This window comes from Moorena sp. SIO3I8 (assembly GCF_010692325.1).
Taxonomy (GTDB): domain Bacteria; phylum Cyanobacteriota; class Cyanobacteriia; order Cyanobacteriales; family Coleofasciculaceae; genus Moorena.
Genome location: NZ_JAAHHW010000127.1, coordinates 1 through 19,064, shown reverse-complemented (window position 1 = coordinate 19,064; position 19,064 = coordinate 1). Strand labels below are relative to the sequence as shown.

Annotated in this window: 17 protein-coding genes; 10 read left to right on the top strand and 7 right to left on the bottom strand. The window is 42.8% G+C overall.

Annotated features, from left to right (window positions below):
- Nucleotides 1–472: 472 nt before the first annotated feature.
- Nucleotides 473–613 (top strand): hypothetical protein, encoded by a 141-nt coding sequence (locus F6K51_RS30100; RefSeq protein WP_293027308.1) that lies wholly within the window; start codon nt 473–475, stop codon nt 611–613.
- A 24-nt stretch (nt 614–637) separates the two neighbouring features.
- Here the strand turns inward: F6K51_RS30100 and F6K51_RS30095 are convergent, their stop codons facing one another.
- Complete coding sequence (locus tag F6K51_RS30095) at nt 638–2,014, bottom strand: transposase (protein WP_293027306.1); 1,377 nt, start codon at nt 2,012–2,014, stop codon at nt 638–640.
- Between the two features lie 144 nt (nt 2,015–2,158).
- On the opposite strand from F6K51_RS30095, the gene F6K51_RS30090 reads away from it, so the two are divergent.
- Both F6K51_RS30090 and F6K51_RS30085 read left to right on the top strand, forming a co-directional pair.
- A complete protein-coding gene (locus F6K51_RS30090) occupies nt 2,159–2,320 on the top strand; it encodes a hypothetical protein (RefSeq protein ID WP_293027304.1) in 162 nt (53 codons plus the stop codon).
- A gap of 608 nt (nt 2,321–2,928) precedes the next feature.
- Nucleotides 2,929–3,378: a roadblock/LC7 domain-containing protein gene (locus F6K51_RS30085; protein WP_293027301.1), complete on the top strand. Its 450-nt coding sequence runs from the start codon at nt 2,929–2,931 to the stop codon at nt 3,376–3,378.
- A 213-nt stretch (nt 3,379–3,591) separates the two neighbouring features.
- Here the strand turns inward: F6K51_RS30085 and F6K51_RS30080 are convergent, their stop codons facing one another.
- Both F6K51_RS30080 and F6K51_RS30075 read right to left on the bottom strand, forming a co-directional pair.
- Entirely contained in the window at nt 3,592–4,983 is a 1,392-nt protein-coding gene (locus F6K51_RS30080) for an ammonium transporter (RefSeq protein WP_293027298.1), read from the bottom strand.
- 317 nt (nt 4,984–5,300) lie between these two features.
- Entirely contained in the window at nt 5,301–7,358 is a 2,058-nt protein-coding gene (locus F6K51_RS30075; protein WP_293027295.1) for a serine/threonine-protein kinase, read from the bottom strand.
- A gap of 801 nt (nt 7,359–8,159) precedes the next feature.
- On the opposite strand from F6K51_RS30075, the gene F6K51_RS30070 reads away from it, so the two are divergent.
- Complete coding sequence (locus tag F6K51_RS30070; protein ID WP_293027291.1) at nt 8,160–8,306, top strand: hypothetical protein; 147 nt, start codon at nt 8,160–8,162, stop codon at nt 8,304–8,306.
- Here F6K51_RS30070 and F6K51_RS30065 read toward each other — a convergent pair.
- A complete protein-coding gene (locus tag F6K51_RS30065; RefSeq protein WP_293027288.1) occupies nt 8,303–10,231 on the bottom strand; it encodes a cation:proton antiporter in 1,929 nt (642 codons plus the stop codon). The two genes, F6K51_RS30070 and F6K51_RS30065, sit on opposite strands and share 4 nt — an antisense overlap.
- A gap of 323 nt (nt 10,232–10,554) precedes the next feature.
- Complete coding sequence (locus F6K51_RS30060) at nt 10,555–10,719, bottom strand: hypothetical protein (RefSeq protein ID WP_293027285.1); 165 nt, start codon at nt 10,717–10,719, stop codon at nt 10,555–10,557.
- A gap of 558 nt (nt 10,720–11,277) precedes the next feature.
- On the opposite strand from F6K51_RS30060, the gene F6K51_RS30055 reads away from it, so the two are divergent.
- Nucleotides 11,278–12,621 carry a glycosyltransferase family 39 protein gene (locus tag F6K51_RS30055; protein WP_293027282.1) on the top strand — a complete coding sequence of 448 codons (1,344 nt, stop codon included), beginning with the start codon at nt 11,278–11,280 and terminating at the stop codon, nt 12,619–12,621.
- A 474-nt stretch (nt 12,622–13,095) separates the two neighbouring features.
- Here F6K51_RS30055 and F6K51_RS30050 read toward each other — a convergent pair whose 3' ends face one another.
- The gene (locus F6K51_RS30050; RefSeq protein ID WP_293027311.1) at nt 13,096–13,509 is read right to left on the bottom strand and encodes an AbrB family transcriptional regulator; all 414 of its coding nucleotides are present in this window, start codon (nt 13,507–13,509) and stop codon (nt 13,096–13,098) included.
- A gap of 644 nt (nt 13,510–14,153) precedes the next feature.
- Between F6K51_RS30050 and F6K51_RS30045 the strand changes: the two genes are divergently transcribed.
- The 4 genes from F6K51_RS30045 to F6K51_RS30030 all read left to right on the top strand — a co-directional run bounded on the left by F6K51_RS30045 (nt 14,154) and on the right by F6K51_RS30030 (nt 17,302).
- Nucleotides 14,154–14,597 carry an Rrf2 family transcriptional regulator gene (locus F6K51_RS30045; RefSeq protein WP_008184397.1) on the top strand — a complete coding sequence of 148 codons (444 nt, stop codon included), beginning with the start codon at nt 14,154–14,156 and terminating at the stop codon, nt 14,595–14,597.
- Nucleotides 14,598–14,721: 124 nt separating this feature from the next.
- Complete coding sequence (locus F6K51_RS30040; protein WP_364304791.1) at nt 14,722–15,003, top strand: GFA family protein; 282 nt, start codon at nt 14,722–14,724, stop codon at nt 15,001–15,003.
- Nucleotides 15,003–16,001: an adenosylcobinamide-phosphate synthase CbiB gene (gene cbiB, locus F6K51_RS30035; RefSeq protein ID WP_293027276.1), complete on the top strand. Its 999-nt coding sequence runs from the start codon at nt 15,003–15,005 to the stop codon at nt 15,999–16,001. The genes F6K51_RS30040 and cbiB overlap by 1 nt, the downstream gene beginning before the upstream one ends.
- A gap of 452 nt (nt 16,002–16,453) precedes the next feature.
- Nucleotides 16,454–17,302: a hypothetical protein gene (locus tag F6K51_RS30030; RefSeq protein WP_293027271.1), complete on the top strand. Its 849-nt coding sequence runs from the start codon at nt 16,454–16,456 to the stop codon at nt 17,300–17,302.
- A 77-nt stretch (nt 17,303–17,379) separates the two neighbouring features.
- Here the strand turns inward: F6K51_RS30030 and F6K51_RS30025 are convergent, their stop codons facing one another.
- Nucleotides 17,380–18,123: a DUF2927 domain-containing protein gene (locus tag F6K51_RS30025; protein WP_293027267.1), complete on the bottom strand. Its 744-nt coding sequence runs from the start codon at nt 18,121–18,123 to the stop codon at nt 17,380–17,382.
- Nucleotides 18,124–18,443: 320 nt separating this feature from the next.
- On the opposite strand from F6K51_RS30025, the gene F6K51_RS30020 reads away from it, so the two are divergent.
- Nucleotides 18,444–18,719, top strand: coding sequence for a hypothetical protein (locus tag F6K51_RS30020; RefSeq protein WP_293027264.1), 276 nt, complete (start codon nt 18,444–18,446; stop codon nt 18,717–18,719).
- Nucleotides 18,720–19,064 lie beyond the last annotated feature (345 nt).

Sequence of the window (19,064 nt, the reverse complement as noted above, 5' to 3'; positions counted from 1 at the left end):
AAAATCCCCAAATTTAGTCATTAAAATCTGACTAATTAGCCGGCTTCAATCAACTCAAATGACTAACAATTCGTGATTCGGCTTTTGAGTATGGTTAGATAAATTTGGCCAAAATCACGACTATTCGTCCAAAATTCTCCCCATCTCCCCATCTCCCCATCTCCCCATCTATTTTTGGCCAGAATGAAACAGCCCTACCTTAAAAAAGGGGGGAGCCATACTCAAAGTCCCCCTTTTTTAAGGGGGATTTAGGGGGATCTCCGAGGCAAGAAAACACGCCCTAGTACCTCTGCGAAATTCCCAGGGTAGCGTAGGATTAGGCGATCGCCAGATTCCCTTCTTCTGCGCCTTCCCCCTGGTGTATCTAGGGAGTAGGGAATAGGGAGTAGGGAACAGGGAACAGGGAACAGCGATGCAGCGCTATAGTAGACGGAGCAGTTGTAATCTATGGTTATGAGATTACCAGAATCTGGTGGGGATTTTTTGCGTTCGCGTAGCGGCTCTTTTGGAGCATCGCGTAGCGGCTCTTTTGGAGCATCGCATTTCTAGCCCCTCAACAGTGACCAGAATTATTCTGGATCAGCCTCAGATATTTGACATCTCCCCCGGCTAAAGCACGGGGGATTCTCAAAGGATGTTACGCAGGAGGGTGAACCCATCCTGCTCCACTCCTTCTTCGGTATGATTTATTCATGGAGTTGAAAATGTCATACCGATGTGGGACTGTCAAAATCCCTCTACCCACCTTGGCTAGGTTGATTCCTAGCTGTGTGGTTACTTTCCTAATAATATTGGCGGCACCATTACAATCCGCATTTATTAGGTTTCCTTTTGATGTCTTATAAAGGCCACGTCTAACCCGTTTACCTGATGGGATCCAGCTTTTGGGTTTTTCACCTATTTTTGGCAATGAATCTCCATCCAAGAAAGATGCCTTACTTGTATAAGCTTCCTCAGTAATTGTTAATTTTACCCCATATTCAAGGCAAAGTTGTTTAAGTCTTTCAATTAATCTTTTTGTAGGAATTGCCACAAATTTCTGGTTGCCACTTCTCCCCATATTGGAACGCTGCTTTTGTCCTTCATTCCAACCTATTACTATGTTTCCTATACCATCAGCGAGACAGCGATTAATGATAAATCGAGCCGTCTTATTAATGGCATCTCTCATCTGGTTGTTGCGTCTTCTCTGAACCCGTTCAAGGTTTGAATCCCAGTAAAAGTGAGGTTTTCCCTGTTTGTACTTAGCTACTAGGCGACAATACCCTTGATTCATAGACTTTAGCTTTCGACCGTCAATAATAAAGCTTTTCCCCAAGGTCGAAACGCAGGTTAACCAGTTATCTCCACCATGGTCTATACCCATGGCTTGGGAATAATCTAAAGTTGGATTTTCTTTGACTTGCTCTTTTCCGTCCTCAATGACCCAGTCAATCCAAAGTTGCCCGTAGTAAGGTCTAATGGTTACCTCTTTAACCCAATCTGAGTCTATAAAATCCGGCGGATATAAGGCAATTTTAGTCAGCAATTCAGGTTTGCTTTCTTTACTAACCGAAGGGTAAAACAATCCTTCTTTGTAAGTTAAAGCCTGTCGTGGAAAAGTAACAGCAGCCAAACCACCTTTCTTTCTATACCTAGGGAGCCTAGGTCTATCTACTTGACCTTTGTAATAGAGTCCAACAAGTTGATTGTAACTAGTGATTGCTTCCCCTACAGTTTTTAAAGTCTGTTGAGCAGACTGAGCCGCCATTCCTTTGTAGTGCGGACTCATTTTCAATGCTTTATCCAACTCAGGATATTTAGTACCGCACTTATACGTTTTCCATCCAGTTCTTAATTCATCGCCACGCCAGTAAGTAGTATAAGCTTCTTGTTCTTCTAACCATTGATAATGTTTCTGTTTTGCGTAATAGATGGCGCAATTAAACAAACTATTGGCTTGTCTACATTGAAATTTCCAGAAAACTTTTTCTTCGTCTGAAAAGTTAGCTTTTACTGGTATTGTCTTATGCATTTGATAACCTCGATCTCTTTTGTCACCATAGCTTTAGTATACTCGAAAATTCTAACAATATCAAGCAAAAATAAGATTAAATCTCAATTAATATTGAGAGGGGTTCCCGTTCATTATAATGAACTAAAAAAGACACACGGCATCATGCTTACAGATACCGCGTGGAAATGGTTGCAACTTTCAGCTAAAGAGTCAGGAACAAGCGTTGGGGAATTTATAGAGCGTTGGGTCAGAAGCCAGATTGAAGACACGACGCCGATATTTCCAGTCTCTGTGTTTCATCCCGGAGACGACACCTTAGAATAAGGCAGCCTTAATCATGGAGGCGCGCTTGACCTAGGCGAATTAAATTCGCCATGGGTCGCGCCTCAAAGTTTTAACCCTGGGACGAGTAACCGATCAACCATAAAGGCTGCCTTATTCTTGCGGTAACTTCTGACCCCGGGCTAAAGCCACGGGGTTCTCACATTTCAGGAAGTCTTGATAGCAATCAAAAAAAATCGGTCAAGTTTGGGTTAACCCCAATGCTTGACCAAATTCTGTACTTTAACGTTTTCTGTCCGGACTAATCATCCCACCCTCAGAAAAGTTAATAGAAACAAAGAATCAGGTTTTGGCACTAACAAAGAAGGGTGCATTCATACCAATCAATGGCCTGATTTATATCTTACAAAAATCAGAGTTTAAAACCACGTAATTTCTTGGCAACCACCAGGACTCTAGTCAAGACAATTTTACTAAACCTTCCTTGATTAAGTGACTAAAGGGCTAAATTTTTAGACGAAATCCGAACAGTTAGTTTCTGAATTATTGCCCATTTTTTACCGATAGATAAATATATAATAAATGAAATTTGTTAAATTGTAGACTAATCCACCATATACATAGATAATTCAGGAAGGTAACAGGTAAGTATGGATCTTCAAAAAATCAAAGACACTCTAACAGAATTCACTAACAAGGCAACTGGCATTCAAGGAGTTGTCCTTGTTTACGAAGACGGGGAGCTGATCACCAAACCTCCCATCGGAGATTGGTACGAGAACAAGCCTAATATCATAGCTGGGATAACGCATGACTTCAGCCAACGCATTTGTAAGCGATTGAACTGGAACAACACTAAAGAGATTTATGTTGAAACCGAAGACGGCTATATCATGCTATTAGTATGTGCTCCGAGCATTTTCTTGTTAGTCAAAGCCAGTACCAATACAAACCGAGGGCTTTTAAAGGGTGAAATCGCGCTAATTTTGGCAAATCTTCAGACTTATATCAATGGTAAATCCTCTAGTAATAATGGAGAAACAATAACTGATAACGAAGATAACGATGACGACGATGACCAGGGATTATTTGGTAGATAATGGCAGTTTTTCCGGAATTATTATGCTAATTTACCAAAAACAATGTCTAAAAGTATTTCTAAGCAATACTTTTAGACATTGAGATGCTATTTAGCCGAAAAACTAAACTATTACAATTTAAAAGCTATACACAGTAATAGTTTTAGGCAATTGAATTTAAAAGTTAAGCATAACAGGTAACGAAGAGCCATAATTGCGGGTTACCACACTTATTTATCCACTAATCTTTTCTTTTTTTTCAAAACCGTGGTAAGCATCTACACCATGCAGTTGCCGATCTAAACCCTTGAGCTCATCCTCGTCCGAAACTCTAATGCCTATTCGCGCTTTAAGTGTTGACCAAGTGACCCAACTAAAAGCAAAGGTGAACCCTAGAACAGCAACGATACCAATCAATTGAGCTACTAATTGGAATGGAATCCCATTAAAGTTTGTACCACAAATTCCTATAAATGTTTTTATTTTTATGTCATTATCCGTACACAATCTATCCTTGTTACTAAACAAGCCCACTGCCAGTGTTCCCCAGATGCCACAACCTAAGTGAACTGATATTGCACCCACTGGGTCGTCAATTTTCAACTTGTTAAAGTAGCCAACTAAGAAAACAACTAACCATCCAGCTACCATACCAATGAAAGCAGCAGCCGATAGTTCTACATAGGCACTAGATGCGGTAATACTAACCAAACCTCCTAAGACTCCATTGATGATCATAGACAGTTCTGGTTTGTTCTTAAAGTACTTTAGCTTTGAGGTTGTAAAAGCCGCTGTCAGACCAGCAGTTGCTGCAGCAATGTTGGTTGTTAGCAGAATGTGACTTATTTGTTCAGCGTCAGCTTTTAGCAGTGAACCTCCATTGAAGCCAAACCAGCCCAGCCAAAGGATAAAGCAACCTAGAGTAGCCATGCTGAGATTATGGGGACGTATAGCTACCCTAATACCATCGTCTTTATAGCGGGAAACCATTTTATCGTCCTCCTTTCGTAGGTATTTACGTGGTCCCAAGAGCCAAGCACCCACTAGAGCTGCCATACCACCAACTGCATGAACTACGGTTGAACCAGCAAAATCCACGAAACCGAGCTGTTTGAGCCAACCGTTAGGTGCCCAAACCCAGTGTCCAGTGATGGGATAAGAAAGAGCGACTAGGAAAAAGCTAAACCATAAAAATGCTTTTAACTTAATTCTCTCCGCAACCGCTCCAGATACAATCGTCGCGGCGGTTCCAGCAAAAACTAATTGAAAAAAAAATGCTGCTTTGAGAGGAATCGTTATTTTTGTCTTATATTCAGAGAATCCCTGTTCATTCAACAAAAATAGTCCTTTTAGCCCTCCGATAACATCTAAGAAAGAATCGCCCATCATCAAGGCAAACCCCAAGACCCAGAATGCTAGTGTAGCAATAGCAAATACTAACAAATTTTTGGTCAAGATATTAGCAGCATTCTTATAACGGCAAAAGCCAGCTTCCAACATGCCAAAACCAGCATTCATAAAAAACACCAGAAAAGCGGCAAGTAACACCCAGATAGTATTGATGGTGTCTAATTGCTCACCTGGATCGCTATCAGTAGTTTGGTGAAGGGCAGCTTCAGCCCACATTAGTAAAATTGTGGCTATTAACGGCAAGCAGAATTTCCAACTTGGCAACCGCAATTTTTTTGGGATTTTTAAATTTTTTATAGTCAGCATCTTTGGGTTCAATATACTAGCGAAAAATAAACACTATTTAGGTAAGTATTCAGCTATAGCTGTTTTCAAGTATGTGAGGTACATTTTTTTAGGGAGCAGGGAGCAGGGAGCAGTGAAGAAGAGGTAAGAGGGGAAAAATCATTCGATAAAATCTCGAACTATTCAATTTTTTCAAAAGCGGTTTATTGTCAGCTGACCGCTGTTCGCTGTTCCCGTAGCCCATAGGCTTAGGTAATATCACTGTCGTCTTTATATAAAGGCGGTATTCCGTAACGCTCGCTAATTTCCCTGTCAATGTTTCGCAGAATTTCCATCACATCTTCCGGCTCTGCATCTCTTAGTTCTGTTTGCCGACTTTTCTCTTCCTGTACAAAAGCTTGTCTAGCTTCTTCTATAGAGTGATTCTCAATAAAATAGCTAATCGCTGCTTCACCAATTGCTAAAGTCATCGCCACAGTATTGAAATTGATTTGAGTTCCTTTAACACCCAACTGCTCCAGGAATGTTTGGACCGTAATACTTTGGTATTGGCCAGGAATAGCAATATTCGCAATCATCCTGACCAGCAAATTTTGTATAAATTTTGTTACAAAGGGAACAAATCTCGCACTCCATGTAAACCAGGCTGCGCTCAACTTAAATTTATTGGCTATGATCCTCTTGAGTGGGATGCCCGCAGTTGCTCCCCCAAAGCCGTATTTAGCAGCATCGTCAGAGATATTTTTATATATTTCTAGTTCTAGTTGCTCGATGTTATACCTTGTGTCTTCGTACTCCTGCCAACAGGCAGAAACAGGAACATAACTATCAGTAAGTTGGTGATAGTCATCGAGTCTTGCTTTAATGCACTTGATAATATTAATTTCTTTCTGCTCTTTGGCATTACTAGGCTTTCTGGAATTAGCCCTAGATTCTAAACTCAGGTCATAAGGTGGATTCCACTCGCGGGCAGGCTCAACCAGGTCTATCTGGTTGATCACCAAGATAATCGGCAGTTCTGTATTATGGGCTTGGTGGTGCTGTTGGCGCAGCGTGGTTAGAAATTCCACATCCTGAGCGACATACCCTCGCTCTTTGGCTGGAATAACAAATAAAAGGATATCTACTCTCTTTTCAACAATGTAGTCAATGGCTGACTGGAATGCTGGATCGTCCTTGGACTTTTCCCCTACACCACGGGAATCTACAATTTCTAATTTCCGTCCATTGCGCTGGCATAGGTAAGATTCAGGGTCTAGGGTTTCCGGTTTATCTACCCTAACCTTAGCAACCTGCTTTCCCAGCATGGCATTGACCAAAGATGATTTACCCGCTCCTGTTCTACCGTAGAGGGCAATTTTAGGAATCCGGATCTGCTTTGCCCACTTGCGAATTTGATTTCTAAGAATCGGCTCTGCAATCAATCTTGCTGGTTGACCCAGTTCTGACAGAATTGAAAGAACGGAAGACTCGATATCAATTATTTCTAGGCGCTGTAAAATATCTTGGGCATTCTCAGGTCTCCGCTCTGGTGAGGGAGCCATTAGATCATTAATTAAATCTGCCAGTGGGTCAGATATTTGAGTCGCGCTGTCTCGCCAATTGTGCCAATTGTTATCAAGTTTGCCTGTCAGTAAATAGACAAAGCTACGCCCTAGGGCAAAAAAATCAGACCTATACTCGACTCTACCTTCAAATTGTTCCGGCGGCGCGTAAGCTGGTGACCCAATGTTCGTAACATTGCCTTGTTGATGCTTTTCAACAAAGGTATCCGTCACCTCCCTAACTGCACCAAAGTCAATCAAAGCTAACTGACCATTAGGTCTGAGCATGATGTTAGCCGGTTTAATATCCCGGTGAAACCAGTTCTGCTCATGCACTAGAGCTAAGATTTCTGCCAGTTGTTTCAACCATGCGATCGCTTGCTCTTGTGTGATGGGTTGATAGCCATTCTTTTTTAGCCACTTCTCTAAATCCAACCCCTCAATTTTTTCCATCACTAAGCAGTGCAAATCCTGATTCCCACCTTCTTGCCTGAGAATAAAGTAGCCATCTGGCTCGACTTTAGGAATTCCTGGATGATTTAGCTTTTGGAGTACCTCCGCTTCCCGTTTAAATAACTCTATAGCCTTGGGACTTTCGCGGTGCAGAACTTTTAATACTTTTCGCTTACCTTGGTCATCTACTTCCCAAGTTTTCCCAAAGTTTCCTCCACCCAATAATTTTACAACTTTATAGCGATTATCTTTACTCATAAGCTGATTTAGCTGCTCTTGCTCTTCCCGATAATTATTGTTTTGGGTCATTTGATAATTTTATATCTCGTTATCTGTGATATTTACTATGGTATTAAATATCTTTTTTGAGAGTATAATCTTGCATTTATTCAGCTCAAAAATAATGAATAATACTCTTATATAAAACCCCTATTTTTAATATAATATTGAGTTTATAAATTCAGATATAGGCTCTGGTTATTAAAGCTGAATTAGTTTTGCACTTACACAAGCAAATCAGGAAATTAGCATCTGCTTTCTGCTCTTTTTACCTCCTATGACCAACGCTATATATAGCAGTCGCCAGGGCAGGCGCGGACATGACAAAAGTCTCAAACCTAAATAAGCGCAAGAGTTTGACTTCTGACTTCTGACTTCTGACTTCTGACTTCTGCTATACTACCCAAGATAGATGTAAATTATATATAGCTTGATAAATGTTCTGATTTTCTTAATTTAAGTAGTCGGAAAAAATTAAAGTGAACGGTTAACAGAAGGGGACTTGGGGTCCCGGAGAAGGGCTGAGGGGCTGTTTGGGTCACTTGTTTCCGCACCTGCTCAGGGGGTGACAATAAGAGTGAAAAGTAGATAGGATAAGGATTTGAGCAAACGAACCCAAAAAAGAATAGAGTTGTCTAGTGGACAACCCTAAAATAGAAATGCTTCGTGAATTTTACCAAAAAGTCTTCAAAATTCACCTTAATGAAAGTCAATGTCAAACTGTGCAATTGCTGATCATGCTATTGCACAGTTGCCTAAATGTAAGGATTTCACATGATTGGATAACCTGATCACATATTTTGTGAATTTTATTGGATTATCAACCAAATAATGCCATTATCATCTAATAGCATTATTTGGTTTCTAGGTGCAACAGGTATCCGTGTAGGAATTGTGATAATTTTTGATGCCATATTGCCTAGTCCCTGTTCTCTGTTCCCTGTTCCCTGTTCCCTGTTCCCTTTGCTATACAGCTAATTCACACTACTTTCATCTACTGTTGTATTCGATGCCCCTGTAGCAATTGGCAATTCCTCCACTTTGGGTAGCTTTTCGAGGGCCAGACGAGACGAAGAAGTCCCACCGGATAAACGCTTCAGAAGTTTTGGTCTAGGGTCATGGAGCAAGTAAATAATATTATCCCCCGGTTGCCAATCTTCATTCCCACTCGCCACTTGAAAACTCTTTTCCCTCTCCAGTAGCAAAGGTACCAGTTCTCCAGAGCGAATTAAGGCGTTGAGATGAGCTCGCTGAAAACCAAATCCAGCTTCCTTGAGAGTGGTTTTGCCCAACTTGATTTGCCCATCATTAATGTACTGGATCCAAGTTTTGATCGGTAGTTGTGCAATGAAGGCCTGATTAACCTTGGTTTTATTGTTGTTGCTATTGACTTGGGGGTCACGAGGAAACACTGCTAAGACTCGCGGTGGATTAAACTCCTCCGCTGCTCGTTGAGCCAATACCAAGTTAATCTCACCATTCTTGGTCATTGCTAGGAAAGTTCCCACCGATTCGATGCCAGCTTCTTCTAGAACATCCACATCCAAACCACTGCTTTGGAAAACTCGCAGATTTTCGTCCCTTGCTTTTTGGCAGGCTTCTGGGTCTGTATCAATCAGCACAACCGACTCTCCTCGCTCTTGAAACAAACGAGCAATCAGACGGCTCATCGGATTACAACCGATGATTACAGCACCAGTTGCCTCCTCCTCTGGGTTAAGTTTTAGCCATTTGGCGACCCAGCGAGCGGTCAAACCCTGTAAAACTACCGTCAACATAATTGTCAGGAATACCAAGGCTTTAATCGAGTCACCACCATTAACCCCCCGTTCCGTTAGGAGAATGGCAAACAAGGAAGCCACAGAAGCACTGACAATTCCCTTAGGACCAATCCACGACACAAATAATTTTTGCCGCCAATTGAGATCACTATTCCAAGTACAAACCACCACACTGATGGGGCGCACCACCAACATCAATACCAAGACGGTAAAGATACTGCCCCAGCCTAGGGCAAACACACTGGCGATTGACAGGTCAGCCGATAGCAGTACGAATAACATGGAAACCCCAAGGACAGTTAATTGTCCCTTGAAGCGTCGCAACAAGCGCTCTTCAGGCAGGTCAGAGGCTCCCATAACTACTCCAGCCACTACAGTTGCCATCAAACCGGATTCAGAGCGAACCATCTGAGCCAAGCCAAACAAACCCCACATGCCAGCCAGTACCACCAAGTTTTTGAGTTCTTCTGAGATGAAGCGTGCTTGCTTGAGAAGAAACCCCATTAACCAGCCCCCTAAGCCCCCAATAACAGCACCGATGCTTAAACGAAGACCTAGACCGACAAATGCTGCATTTGCACCACCATCACTATTTAAAATTGTGTCCAGGACAACCACTGCCAGAATTGCCCCGACTGGATCAATGAGAACCCCTTCCCCTTCTAGGAGGGTTTCTACACGTCGATCCACTTTCACCTGTTTTAGCAGAGGGCTAATCACCGTTGGTCCGGTGACCACCACTAGAGAGGCATAGAGAAAAGCAATCGGCCAAGGAAACTCCCCTAGCCAGTGAGCCGCCATGCCACCTCCTAACAGAGTAATCAGTGTTCCTATGGTAACGAGATTTCTCAGACTACCAGACACTTTGCCCAGATCCCGCAGATCTAGGTTGAGCCCTCCTTCAAACAGAATAACTGCCACTGAGAGGGCAACAATTACCTCTAGACCAACCCCTAGCTTCTGTGGGTGCAAAAGACCGAAGCCATCTGGTCCGAGTAGAGTGCCAAACATCAGCAAAAAGACAATGCTGGGAATTTTTAAATACTCACCCATTACCTGGGCACTGATCCCAGCAAAGATGGCGATAACCATCTGTAGGGTTAGTTCAAATGAGCTTTCCATATGCGTAAGTGTCGCAAGTGATCAACTTAGGTAGAAATTCCTCATTATTCTGTGTTCAACTCCATGGGCTGGCTTGGTCAACAAGTGATCGGTTAGCAGTGAATCTGAACTTGAGGTAAGTTCTAGAACATTGCTCGTAGCAGTCGATGGTCAATGACAGAGCTATAGGTCACAGTAATAAAACCGTCTATAGCCTATCTTAAGCATGCCCTTTGTGTCCTGGTAGTGTATCACTTTCATAGGACTTATTACATAAGTAGGCAACTTCGGAACTTCGGAACAGTGAACAGGTAAGGATTCTGGAGAAGATTTTTTAACTTTGCTTACACTCGATTCGAAAAACTCAAGTTTGAATTACTCAAGACTATAAGCAAAGCTGTTTGCTGTTGTGCCTTACTTAAACGATTGCTGAGCAACAGTTCCTCCCGGAGATAAGACCCACGCCACTGTAAATAGTCATGGGGAGGTTTGAGAGTGTCTGTTACCATGTCATGCTCCTACTTGTCTAATTAGTTTTGTTTATATTGTGTTTATCTTGTGTATAATTGTCAGACTTTGCCATTGGTCAGCAATCTAATCATTAATTCGACCCATAGCTCACACTACTCATAAGTCATACTCATAGGTCAAAGGTTTTTCTACGTTGATTGGTAATTTCAAAAAAAGTTAAGTTTTAATTTATGCTGGATAGTTTAGCACCGTCACTTCAACAACGGACATTCTATCACTGACGGTAAACAGCTTCAACAGAATTGCCTGTTCACGCTCGCGCGAGACGATTAGTTAGAGACGATTAGTTTTCCGACATAATTGAAAGGTTAAAGGTAAAAAGTATACTGCTGTGGTTAAGAACACCAGACAACGGGGTTAGTAGATTAGATAAGATGGCTAGCAGCATTGGGATAATCCCCCAAGTAGAACCGAAAAATTGGATGATGGCTCGTGGTCTGGTGGGGAACGGTAAAATTAGCTTCGTTCATGGTTTTTTGTTAAACTTCTAGCTTTAATTATGAATTATTGGTAAAGGTAAAGGTAAAGGTAAATTTATGGATCATAAAACGTTTACTTGGGGTGGCTCGGGAAACCGGATACGTAGAACTCAACGCTGGATTGAGAGATTGTCGCTGTTAGGGTTATTCCTGGCAGCACTATTGTTGTTTAGCATCAATTTGGGCAGTGGCTCGTTGCAAGGGGTAGAGCAAAGCATAAGTCATCTGGCTACTCAACTACTTTCAGCAAAGGGGGAATTTGGGCAGTGGCTTTACCCAACTTTTGAAGGTGAAACCGTAATTGAACACCCCCCCCTACTAGCCTGGCTCATTGCGGTGGCTTATCAGTTTGGTGGTGTCAACGAGTGGACTACACGCTTACCTGGTGCCATCCTCAGTGTTCTGTCGGTACTGCTAGTATATGGTCTTGCTACAGAAATCTTCCCCTGCCGTCAGAAGGCTATTTTCTCTAGCTTGATTTACCTAACTTTCTTACCAATAGCCCATTATGGGCGTATGGCAATCCTGGATGGAGCTAATCTGTGCTTTGTGGTGTTGATGATGTGGTGTGTGTTGCGATCGCGTCGGGACTCACGCTGGTCACTGGCAGCGGGGATCGGATTAGGCTTGATTTTCCTCACTAAGGGGATCCTGGTGGCATTGTTGATCACAGCGATCGCTCTGTTGTTTCTAGCATGGGATACGCCCAGACTCCTCACGTCTACTTATTGGTGGTTGGGATTGCTCCTAGGCTATAGTCCTGCTCTTGCTTGGTACACTGTTCCATTACTGGTACAGGATCAAAGAGCCGTTACTACAACTAAAGCCATTCTCTACGAGTCCCTACGCCCGATCTGGACAGCAGTGGATGGGCAAAATCGCCTCCCTTGGTATTACCTGGGGGAAATCTTAAAATTTTCCGCACCTTGGTTACTGTTCTTTTCCTACTGGTTACAGCAGGCTTGGCAGAATCGCCATTGGGGCTGGGCTAAATTGGTACTGGTATGGGCTGGCGGTTACTTGATCGCCATTTCCCTTATTGCCACTAAATTGCCTGGGTATGTGTTGCCAGTTTACCCAGCATTAGCCCTTGCTGGTGGAGCCCAACTGACAGATATTTGGCATTGGCCTTCTAGCAAATCTTATCCCCGTTTTTGGAGTATTGGGTTAAGTCTACTAGGTGTTGCTACTATTACTGTGATGCTTCACTTCGGGATTAGGAAAGCTTTTGACCTCAGCTCCTGGCTGTTCTTCGCTTGTGTCCCTTTAACCATGGTTATAGCAGGGATGCTGGTTGCGCGACGGGATAGACAATTTATGGTAATTTTATTCTGGGGAACCTATCTTTCACTACTGATTTTGATGTCTTCTGACCATGGGATTTGGCAATTTCTGATCTAGTTCAACTTATTGCTTAATACTGGTCTCCTTGAGCAATGGAAATTGAAGCCAGCCAGAAGAATTGATGATGCCCCTGACTGGGTGTTCTTTAAACAATATCCCAATTGAGTGATTAAAAGCTAGATTGGGAAGTTTCCATAAATGGGGATGGAAATTGATACACCGCTTTCGTAACAGACAGTGATCGGGTTTGCATTAAGCTATCAGCAGTCAGCTGACGCGCTACTTTCCAGCTTTGCAAACAGCTAATGTTTTGGGAGCCTGGGTTTATCAAGAGAGTAAGCTTATGGGCTCCTTTTCAAACCACGCTTACCGTTTAAAGCCTCGTGGATTGGTTCTCTTGAGGGCATCATGAATGGCTGGCAAGCACAGCGTTTCAAGTAGCGCTAATGCTGATAACTGACGGGAGAATGCTGACGTTTTGAGCGACAGCACATTTACCGATTACGGCGTTCTAAGCCTTGTCTATTCGGCTCAGGATGCCTCACGTGCTTCTTCTTCTGTTTCATCAAGTTGTTTAAGGTGAATGTGCTTGCGTCCCAGGGTGATTTCAAACTGGTCCCCTGGTTGTAAACCCATTTGTTTCGTGTAAGCCGAGCCAATCAGAAGATTGCCGTTAGACTGCACACTAATCCGATAGCTGGCACTGCGTCCGCCACGACCATTGCCATTGACTTTGCTGTCTAATTCAATCCCCTCCGCATCAATAAGGGCATTGAGGAACTTCATCATATTGACTCGCTCTACTCCGTTTTTTGTCACGGTGTAGTAGCCACAGGCTCTAGCTTTTTCTTCTTTGCTCAGGTTACCTAGCTCTCTTACTTTATCAAGCAATGCTTCGTCCTTCAGAGGAGGCGTCGGAGCAGCCATGTTTTTCTTTCTAGCCATCAACTTGAATCTAATACTAAGGACTTAAGTGGTATCCAGCATTTCTACTGGACTGACTGTCAACTAAGATAACAAAATCTTAGTTTAATATCAGTATATGAGACTATATTACACCGAGAGTGTCAACTGTGTTCGTTAATAGTCAGTTTTTAACTACCGTTCAACTACAGCAATAGGTTGTGAATAGGTCGTGAACAACTCCGATCATCTGGGTCACAGGAAAATTGCCTAGGGTCACGGGAAAATTGGCTAAAAGAGTATGGGCTACTCTTGTAGGCAATTTCCTCACCAGCCACCTGTACTTTCCATCCCTGTCACAAGTCAATGGCTATCTCCATTGGGTGACAGTATTAAGCGAGTTTCTTTGAGCTTAGCATTCAGCCAACGGGCTATCAGCTATCAGCCATTGATAGTCTAAGATCTAAGCTTCTGGCTTGAAGGCATAGCTAAAAGCATACCGCTCAAAGTATAGTCTTCAGGATGAGAGGGTTGCTTGGTTCCCCCGGCTCTTGATGCTGATAGCTGAGTGGATTAAACGAGCGTGATCTTTAAACAGGTCATAAAATCGTTTCCGACTTTAGTCTTTCAAAGAAATTGTCCCGTTAACTCCCACGTCCACTTTCCGATTGGATTGCTATTTTATTATGAAGCTCACCACTCGTGGACACTACAGTGTTAAGGCACTACTAGATCTGAGCCTAAGACCAGGGTATGGACCGACATCGGTTAGAGCGATCGCTAAACGGCAAGGTCTACCAGCTCCATATCTAGAAAAACTACTGATTGAGATGCGCCGTGCTGGCTTAGTCAAGTCAGTTCGTGGAGCTCAAGGAGGCTATCAATTAGCCCATGAACCCACACAAATTTCCCTCGGCAAAATCCTAGAAGCAGTGGGTGAAACCATCGAACCACTACCCCACCATACCCCAGACGCTGGTCAAGCCGAAGACTGGGTTACATTTACACTTTGGCATCGTTTGCATCAAAAGCTTAAAGAAGCATTGTACACTATAACTCTTGCCGATCTTTATTATGATGCCCGTAGTTGGCAAGCGGCTATGGGAGAAGAAACCAGTTTCGTTGTTTGAATCAATTTTTCTGTTCATGAAAAAGAGTAACGAACCGATTACTTATGAGGGGGGCTGTCATTGTGGCGCTGTCCGCTTCCGGGTAATTGTAAAAAAGCATGAGGCAATTGATTGCAATTGTTCGATGTGTAAAAAAAAGGGCATCTTACACCTGATTGTCTCCCCTGAGCAATTTAGCTTACTTAAGGGAGATCAAGTGTTGACTAGTTATACCTTCAACACTCACACGGCGAAGCACACATTCTGCCAAATCTGTGGCATTCATCCTTTCTATCGACCCCGTTCTCATCCCAATGGGATTTCTGTCAACCTACGTTGTCTTGACGGTGATGTTCTATCTCGATTTACCCTTGTCCCTTTCGATGGGGCTAACTGGGAAGAGAATGTCGATAAAATTAGAAAGTAGTGGTTCAAATCCTGGGTAATAACCATACTAATGGTGTCATTTTGCTGCTGGCGGCTAGTCTGGATTATCTGATCGGTGATCCTTGGGGTTGGGTCCATCCAGTGCAGGTTATGGGCTGGGTAATCTCTCACTTCACTAAGTTAGCAATTCACTTCTGGCAGCAGCCTTGGCAACAACGCCTAGCAGGAATTGGGTTGGGTATTGGACTAATTATTGGGAGTGGAGTAGTTGGATGGTTTATTGTCTTCCTAGGAATCTGGCTCAATCCCTTTTTGGGTATAGGCATAGGAACGATATTGCTAGCCAGTTGTTTTGCTGGTCGCTCTCTTAGAGCAGCAGCAATGGATGTATTACAGCCTTTAACTGCCGGAGAATTAGAACTAGCCCGTTCTCGATTAAGTCAATATGTTGGTCGTGATACAGAAAATCTTTGTGAGTCGGAAATCCTACGAGCTGTCCTAGAAACGGTGGCGGAAAACACTACCGATGGGGTCACAGCCCCTCTGTTTTATGCCATTGTTGGAGCGTTGATTCCTGGGGTTGGTAGTGTTCCTCTTGCCTTAGCTTATAAAGCTGCCAGTACTTTAGATTCGATGGTCGGTTACCGCCGAGAGCCTTACACGCATTTAGGTTGGTTTAGTGCTAAAATTGAAGATTTACTAACCTGGATCCCCTGTCGATTAACCGTATTTACCCTAGCCTTGATGTCTGGAAAACCTCAGCAGGTCTGGCGTCTGTGTCGCCGTGATGCTATTGCTGATCCGAGTCCTAACTCTGGCTGGAGTGAATCGGCTTTTGCTGCGATTTTGGAGGTTCAGCTGGGGGGGACTAATTTTTACAGTGGTGTTGTCAAGCAAAAACCCTTATTAGGAAAACCTACCTACGATATCACACCAGGCAAAATTAACCAAGCCTTAGATCTGACAAGGTATTGTTTTTTAATTTGGCTGGGGATAGGGTTGGTTTTTTGTCTATTGCAATATAGCCTTTTTAAATGAGATGTAAACCTATATGGTCTTTTTTTTTGTCCAATAAAACTTCGGAGCTCTTTCCCCTATTGTCTGCAAGCCTTTTCCATCCATGCCTTTTACAGCAAGAAGTGTGTTTACAACCCAGATAAAAACGCGCTTATGCGATTGGCCTTTGGCCACGCTTTGCGAACGCTTCACACAACGTTATCGTTTAATCAGGCAATTATTTTTTTTTGCTTAAATTTTCCCCTATGGGAGGAAATTGTCTTATAACCTTTTTCCAGCCATCTATTTGGCGTTGCTGAACAAAAGAATGACATCAAGTATAGTTGGGTCAGTTACCGATTACCGATTACCGATTACCGATTACCCTTGGGTCTTCCACCTGACAGCAAAGCAATCTATTTTCCCTCAACTTTAGGGGAAATTATGATCATAATTGCCTCAAAACTTAATAAAACTTAAAAAAGGAGAAAAACGTGGAAGTACTTGCTTACACTCATTCCTATGAATCCTATGAAGAAGCAGTAGGTATTGATTGTGATCTAGATCTAAGAGAACTCAACCTCAACTGGTTTAAAATTCCCAACACTGCTTGGCTCGGTTTACTAGGATGTGCGGTCTGGTTAGCGAGTCTGAGTGTAACGGCTCCAGTGTTTGCGGCTTTGGAAACAGGGATCAAAGTCAAGACTCCAAGTGGTGGTTGTTTGACTGCACGCAAAGGTCCGAGCGATACTTCCGCAGCTGTCTTCTGTGTTAGCAATGGAGCTGTACTCAAACCTGTGGTTGTTAAAAATGGGAATTGGCTGCAGCTGAGCAGTGGCAATTGGGTTTATGGTCCTTACACTACCTCTAAATTATTTGATGAAAGTAGTGAGGGCGGTGGCGGTAGTCCGATTTTGGAATCAGGAATCAAAGTCAAAACTCCCAATGGTGGGTGTTTGAAAGCACTCACTGGTCCTGGCACTGGTCAGGTTGTTGCTTGTGTCCGCAGTGGATCTGCACTCAAACCTGTGGTTGCTACAAATGGGAATTGGCTGCAGCTGAGCAGTGGCAATTGGGTTTATGCTCCTTACACTACCTCTAAATTATTTGATGAAAGTAGTGAAGGCGGTGGCGGTAGTCCGATTTTGGAATCAGGAATCAAAGTCAAGACTCCCAATGGTGGGTGTTTGAAAGCACTCCCTGGTCCTGGTACTGGTCAGGCTGTTACCTGTGTAAGCAGTGGATCTGTACTCAAACCTGTGGTTGCTAGAAATGGGAATTGGCTACAGCTGAACAGTGGCAATTGGGTCTATGGTCCTTACACCACCTCTAAATTCTTCTAATCTGAATCTTTATAGCACAGAACCTACCCAGTAACTCTATCTGTAAGGTGCGTTAATAACGCACCCTACTGCTATGATTACCTCGCAAACCTAAGGCTATTCAGAACATTGATAACTTCTGCTTTAGTCATTCCGGGACGAATTTCTGGTCGATATAACATTTCTATCACAGCTTGATCAATCTCCGCATATTCAGTCGTATCAGTCCACCCTTGGAAAAATACACTATTTCTGTATTTATAGGAATCCCTCATCAGTCCTATAGATTGGGTGAGCTCTTCTCGGATTAGGTGAGACCGTGCTTTTTGAGTAATGCTAGTTGTAGAAATCATAATTCTTGACTTATAAATTACCTGGTTATTCCACCAAGTCCGAACAAACCCAAAATTGACCGGTCGATAGTTAGGCTCATAGCGACGAAACTCGTATTCGGGAACAAAATAAATCTTGAGATTGGGATTATTATCATCAAAGTTTATTTGAATTGAACCTTGAGTAATCGTATTTATTTCATCAATAACGGTTGACAAAGTCTGCCAATCTTCAGGGGTTGGCAAGCCGATTACCTTAATCCTCACATTCCTGTCCCATTTTTTGATAGTAGGATTGGAGGAGCCGTATTCCGAGCCTAAGGCAATTTCCAAAAAATAATCAATTTGAGCTTGAGTATAGTTTTTGTTGTCAATTGATTGGAGAGTCGGTTGTGTGCTACTTAGCTCATAATTATTCCCATAAGTGGGTGGTTGATAGGTAGATGGTATCAAAAAACCTAAGAAACTCAGAATAACAGACTTGACGATTGGCAAACAAAAATTACCCATGGTCACTCGCTTCGCTCCAATTCAAAATTATCAATTCAAAATTAAAAAATACCCCAGGAATTAATTCGAGGCATTGAAACATCGCTTCGCTCCAATTCAAATAGTCTTTTTCCATAAATGAATTCAGGGGCTTGTATCCTTAGGTTGATAAGCGAGGGGGTTTTGGCACAGTGATGATCGGCGATCGCATCACTGTGTTAGGCAATTACAAAAAAAAACCCCAGCTAACTGCTGGGGTAAATTATCCAGGAGATTTACTTTGATCACATCCGTTATAACTCTTAAATCCGCCAGGAAATTGACTAGATCCGGAAAGATTGGTGATGGTTGGGCTCAAAAAACTGAAGAAACTCAGAAGATATGACTTGAGGATGGGCAAACAAAAATTAGGCATGGTCATCCCCTTTGGAATTAATCTAGAGAGTCGCGTTGCTCAGGGGCGGTTTTGCCACAGTGATGATCCGCGATCGCATGACTGTGCGACGCGATTACAAAAAAACCCCCAGCAGTCAGCTGGGGGCAATATCCAGGAGATTTACCTTTTGAGGGTAATTATCGAGGAGATTTACTTTTACCACATCCGTTATAACTCTTAAATCGGCGTTGCTGAATTGAAGTATGAATGCGCGATCATCTGGTTTTGGTAAAGCCCCCTAAATCCCCCAAGTTTGGGGGACTTTGAAAGTCTTGTTCCCCCCAAAATTGGGGGGCTAGGGGGGCTAAATCATACCCAGAATCAGCAACGCCCTTAAATCCAGCAGGAAATTGACTAGCTCCGGAAAGATTTCATGGTTGGGCTCAAAAAACTGAAGAGAAGCGTGAACGCGCACCAAGAGAAACGAGTTAAATTTAAAACTAACCCTAACTCCTGACTAAATCAATAAAAGATTACCACAATAAAAAAAATTCATTGAATTATTGTGACATAAGTTAACCTTAAT

What these genes read in the sequence shown, in the direction of transcription:
- F6K51_RS30045 (WP_008184397.1), top strand. Translation starts at nt 14,154, where the DNA reads ATGAAGCTCACCACTCGTGGACACTACAGTGTTAAGGCACTACTAGAT.
- F6K51_RS30060 (WP_293027285.1), bottom strand. Translation starts at nt 10,719, where the DNA reads ATGGTAACAGACACTCTCAAACCTCCCCATGACTATTTACAGTGGCGT.
- F6K51_RS30040 (WP_364304791.1), top strand. Translation starts at nt 14,722, where the DNA reads ATGTGTAAAAAAAAGGGCATCTTACACCTGATTGTCTCCCCTGAGCAA.
- F6K51_RS30070 (WP_293027291.1), top strand. Translation starts at nt 8,160, where the DNA reads ATGCCATTATCATCTAATAGCATTATTTGGTTTCTAGGTGCAACAGGT.
- F6K51_RS30090 (WP_293027304.1), top strand. Translation starts at nt 2,159, where the DNA reads ATGCTTACAGATACCGCGTGGAAATGGTTGCAACTTTCAGCTAAAGAG.
- F6K51_RS30065 (WP_293027288.1), bottom strand. Translation starts at nt 10,231, where the DNA reads ATGGAAAGCTCATTTGAACTAACCCTACAGATGGTTATCGCCATCTTT.
- F6K51_RS30095 (WP_293027306.1), bottom strand. Translation starts at nt 2,014, where the DNA reads ATGCATAAGACAATACCAGTAAAAGCTAACTTTTCAGACGAAGAAAAA.
- F6K51_RS30055 (WP_293027282.1), top strand. Translation starts at nt 11,278, where the DNA reads ATGGATCATAAAACGTTTACTTGGGGTGGCTCGGGAAACCGGATACGT.
- F6K51_RS30075 (WP_293027295.1), bottom strand. Translation starts at nt 7,358, where the DNA reads ATGACCCAAAACAATAATTATCGGGAAGAGCAAGAGCAGCTAAATCAG.
- F6K51_RS30050 (WP_293027311.1), bottom strand. Translation starts at nt 13,509, where the DNA reads ATGGCTAGAAAGAAAAACATGGCTGCTCCGACGCCTCCTCTGAAGGAC.
- F6K51_RS30080 (WP_293027298.1), bottom strand. Translation starts at nt 4,983, where the DNA reads ATGTGGGCTGAAGCTGCCCTTCACCAAACTACTGATAGCGATCCAGGT.
- F6K51_RS30025 (WP_293027267.1), bottom strand. Translation starts at nt 18,123, where the DNA reads ATGGGTAATTTTTGTTTGCCAATCGTCAAGTCTGTTATTCTGAGTTTC.
- F6K51_RS30085 (WP_293027301.1), top strand. Translation starts at nt 2,929, where the DNA reads ATGGATCTTCAAAAAATCAAAGACACTCTAACAGAATTCACTAACAAG.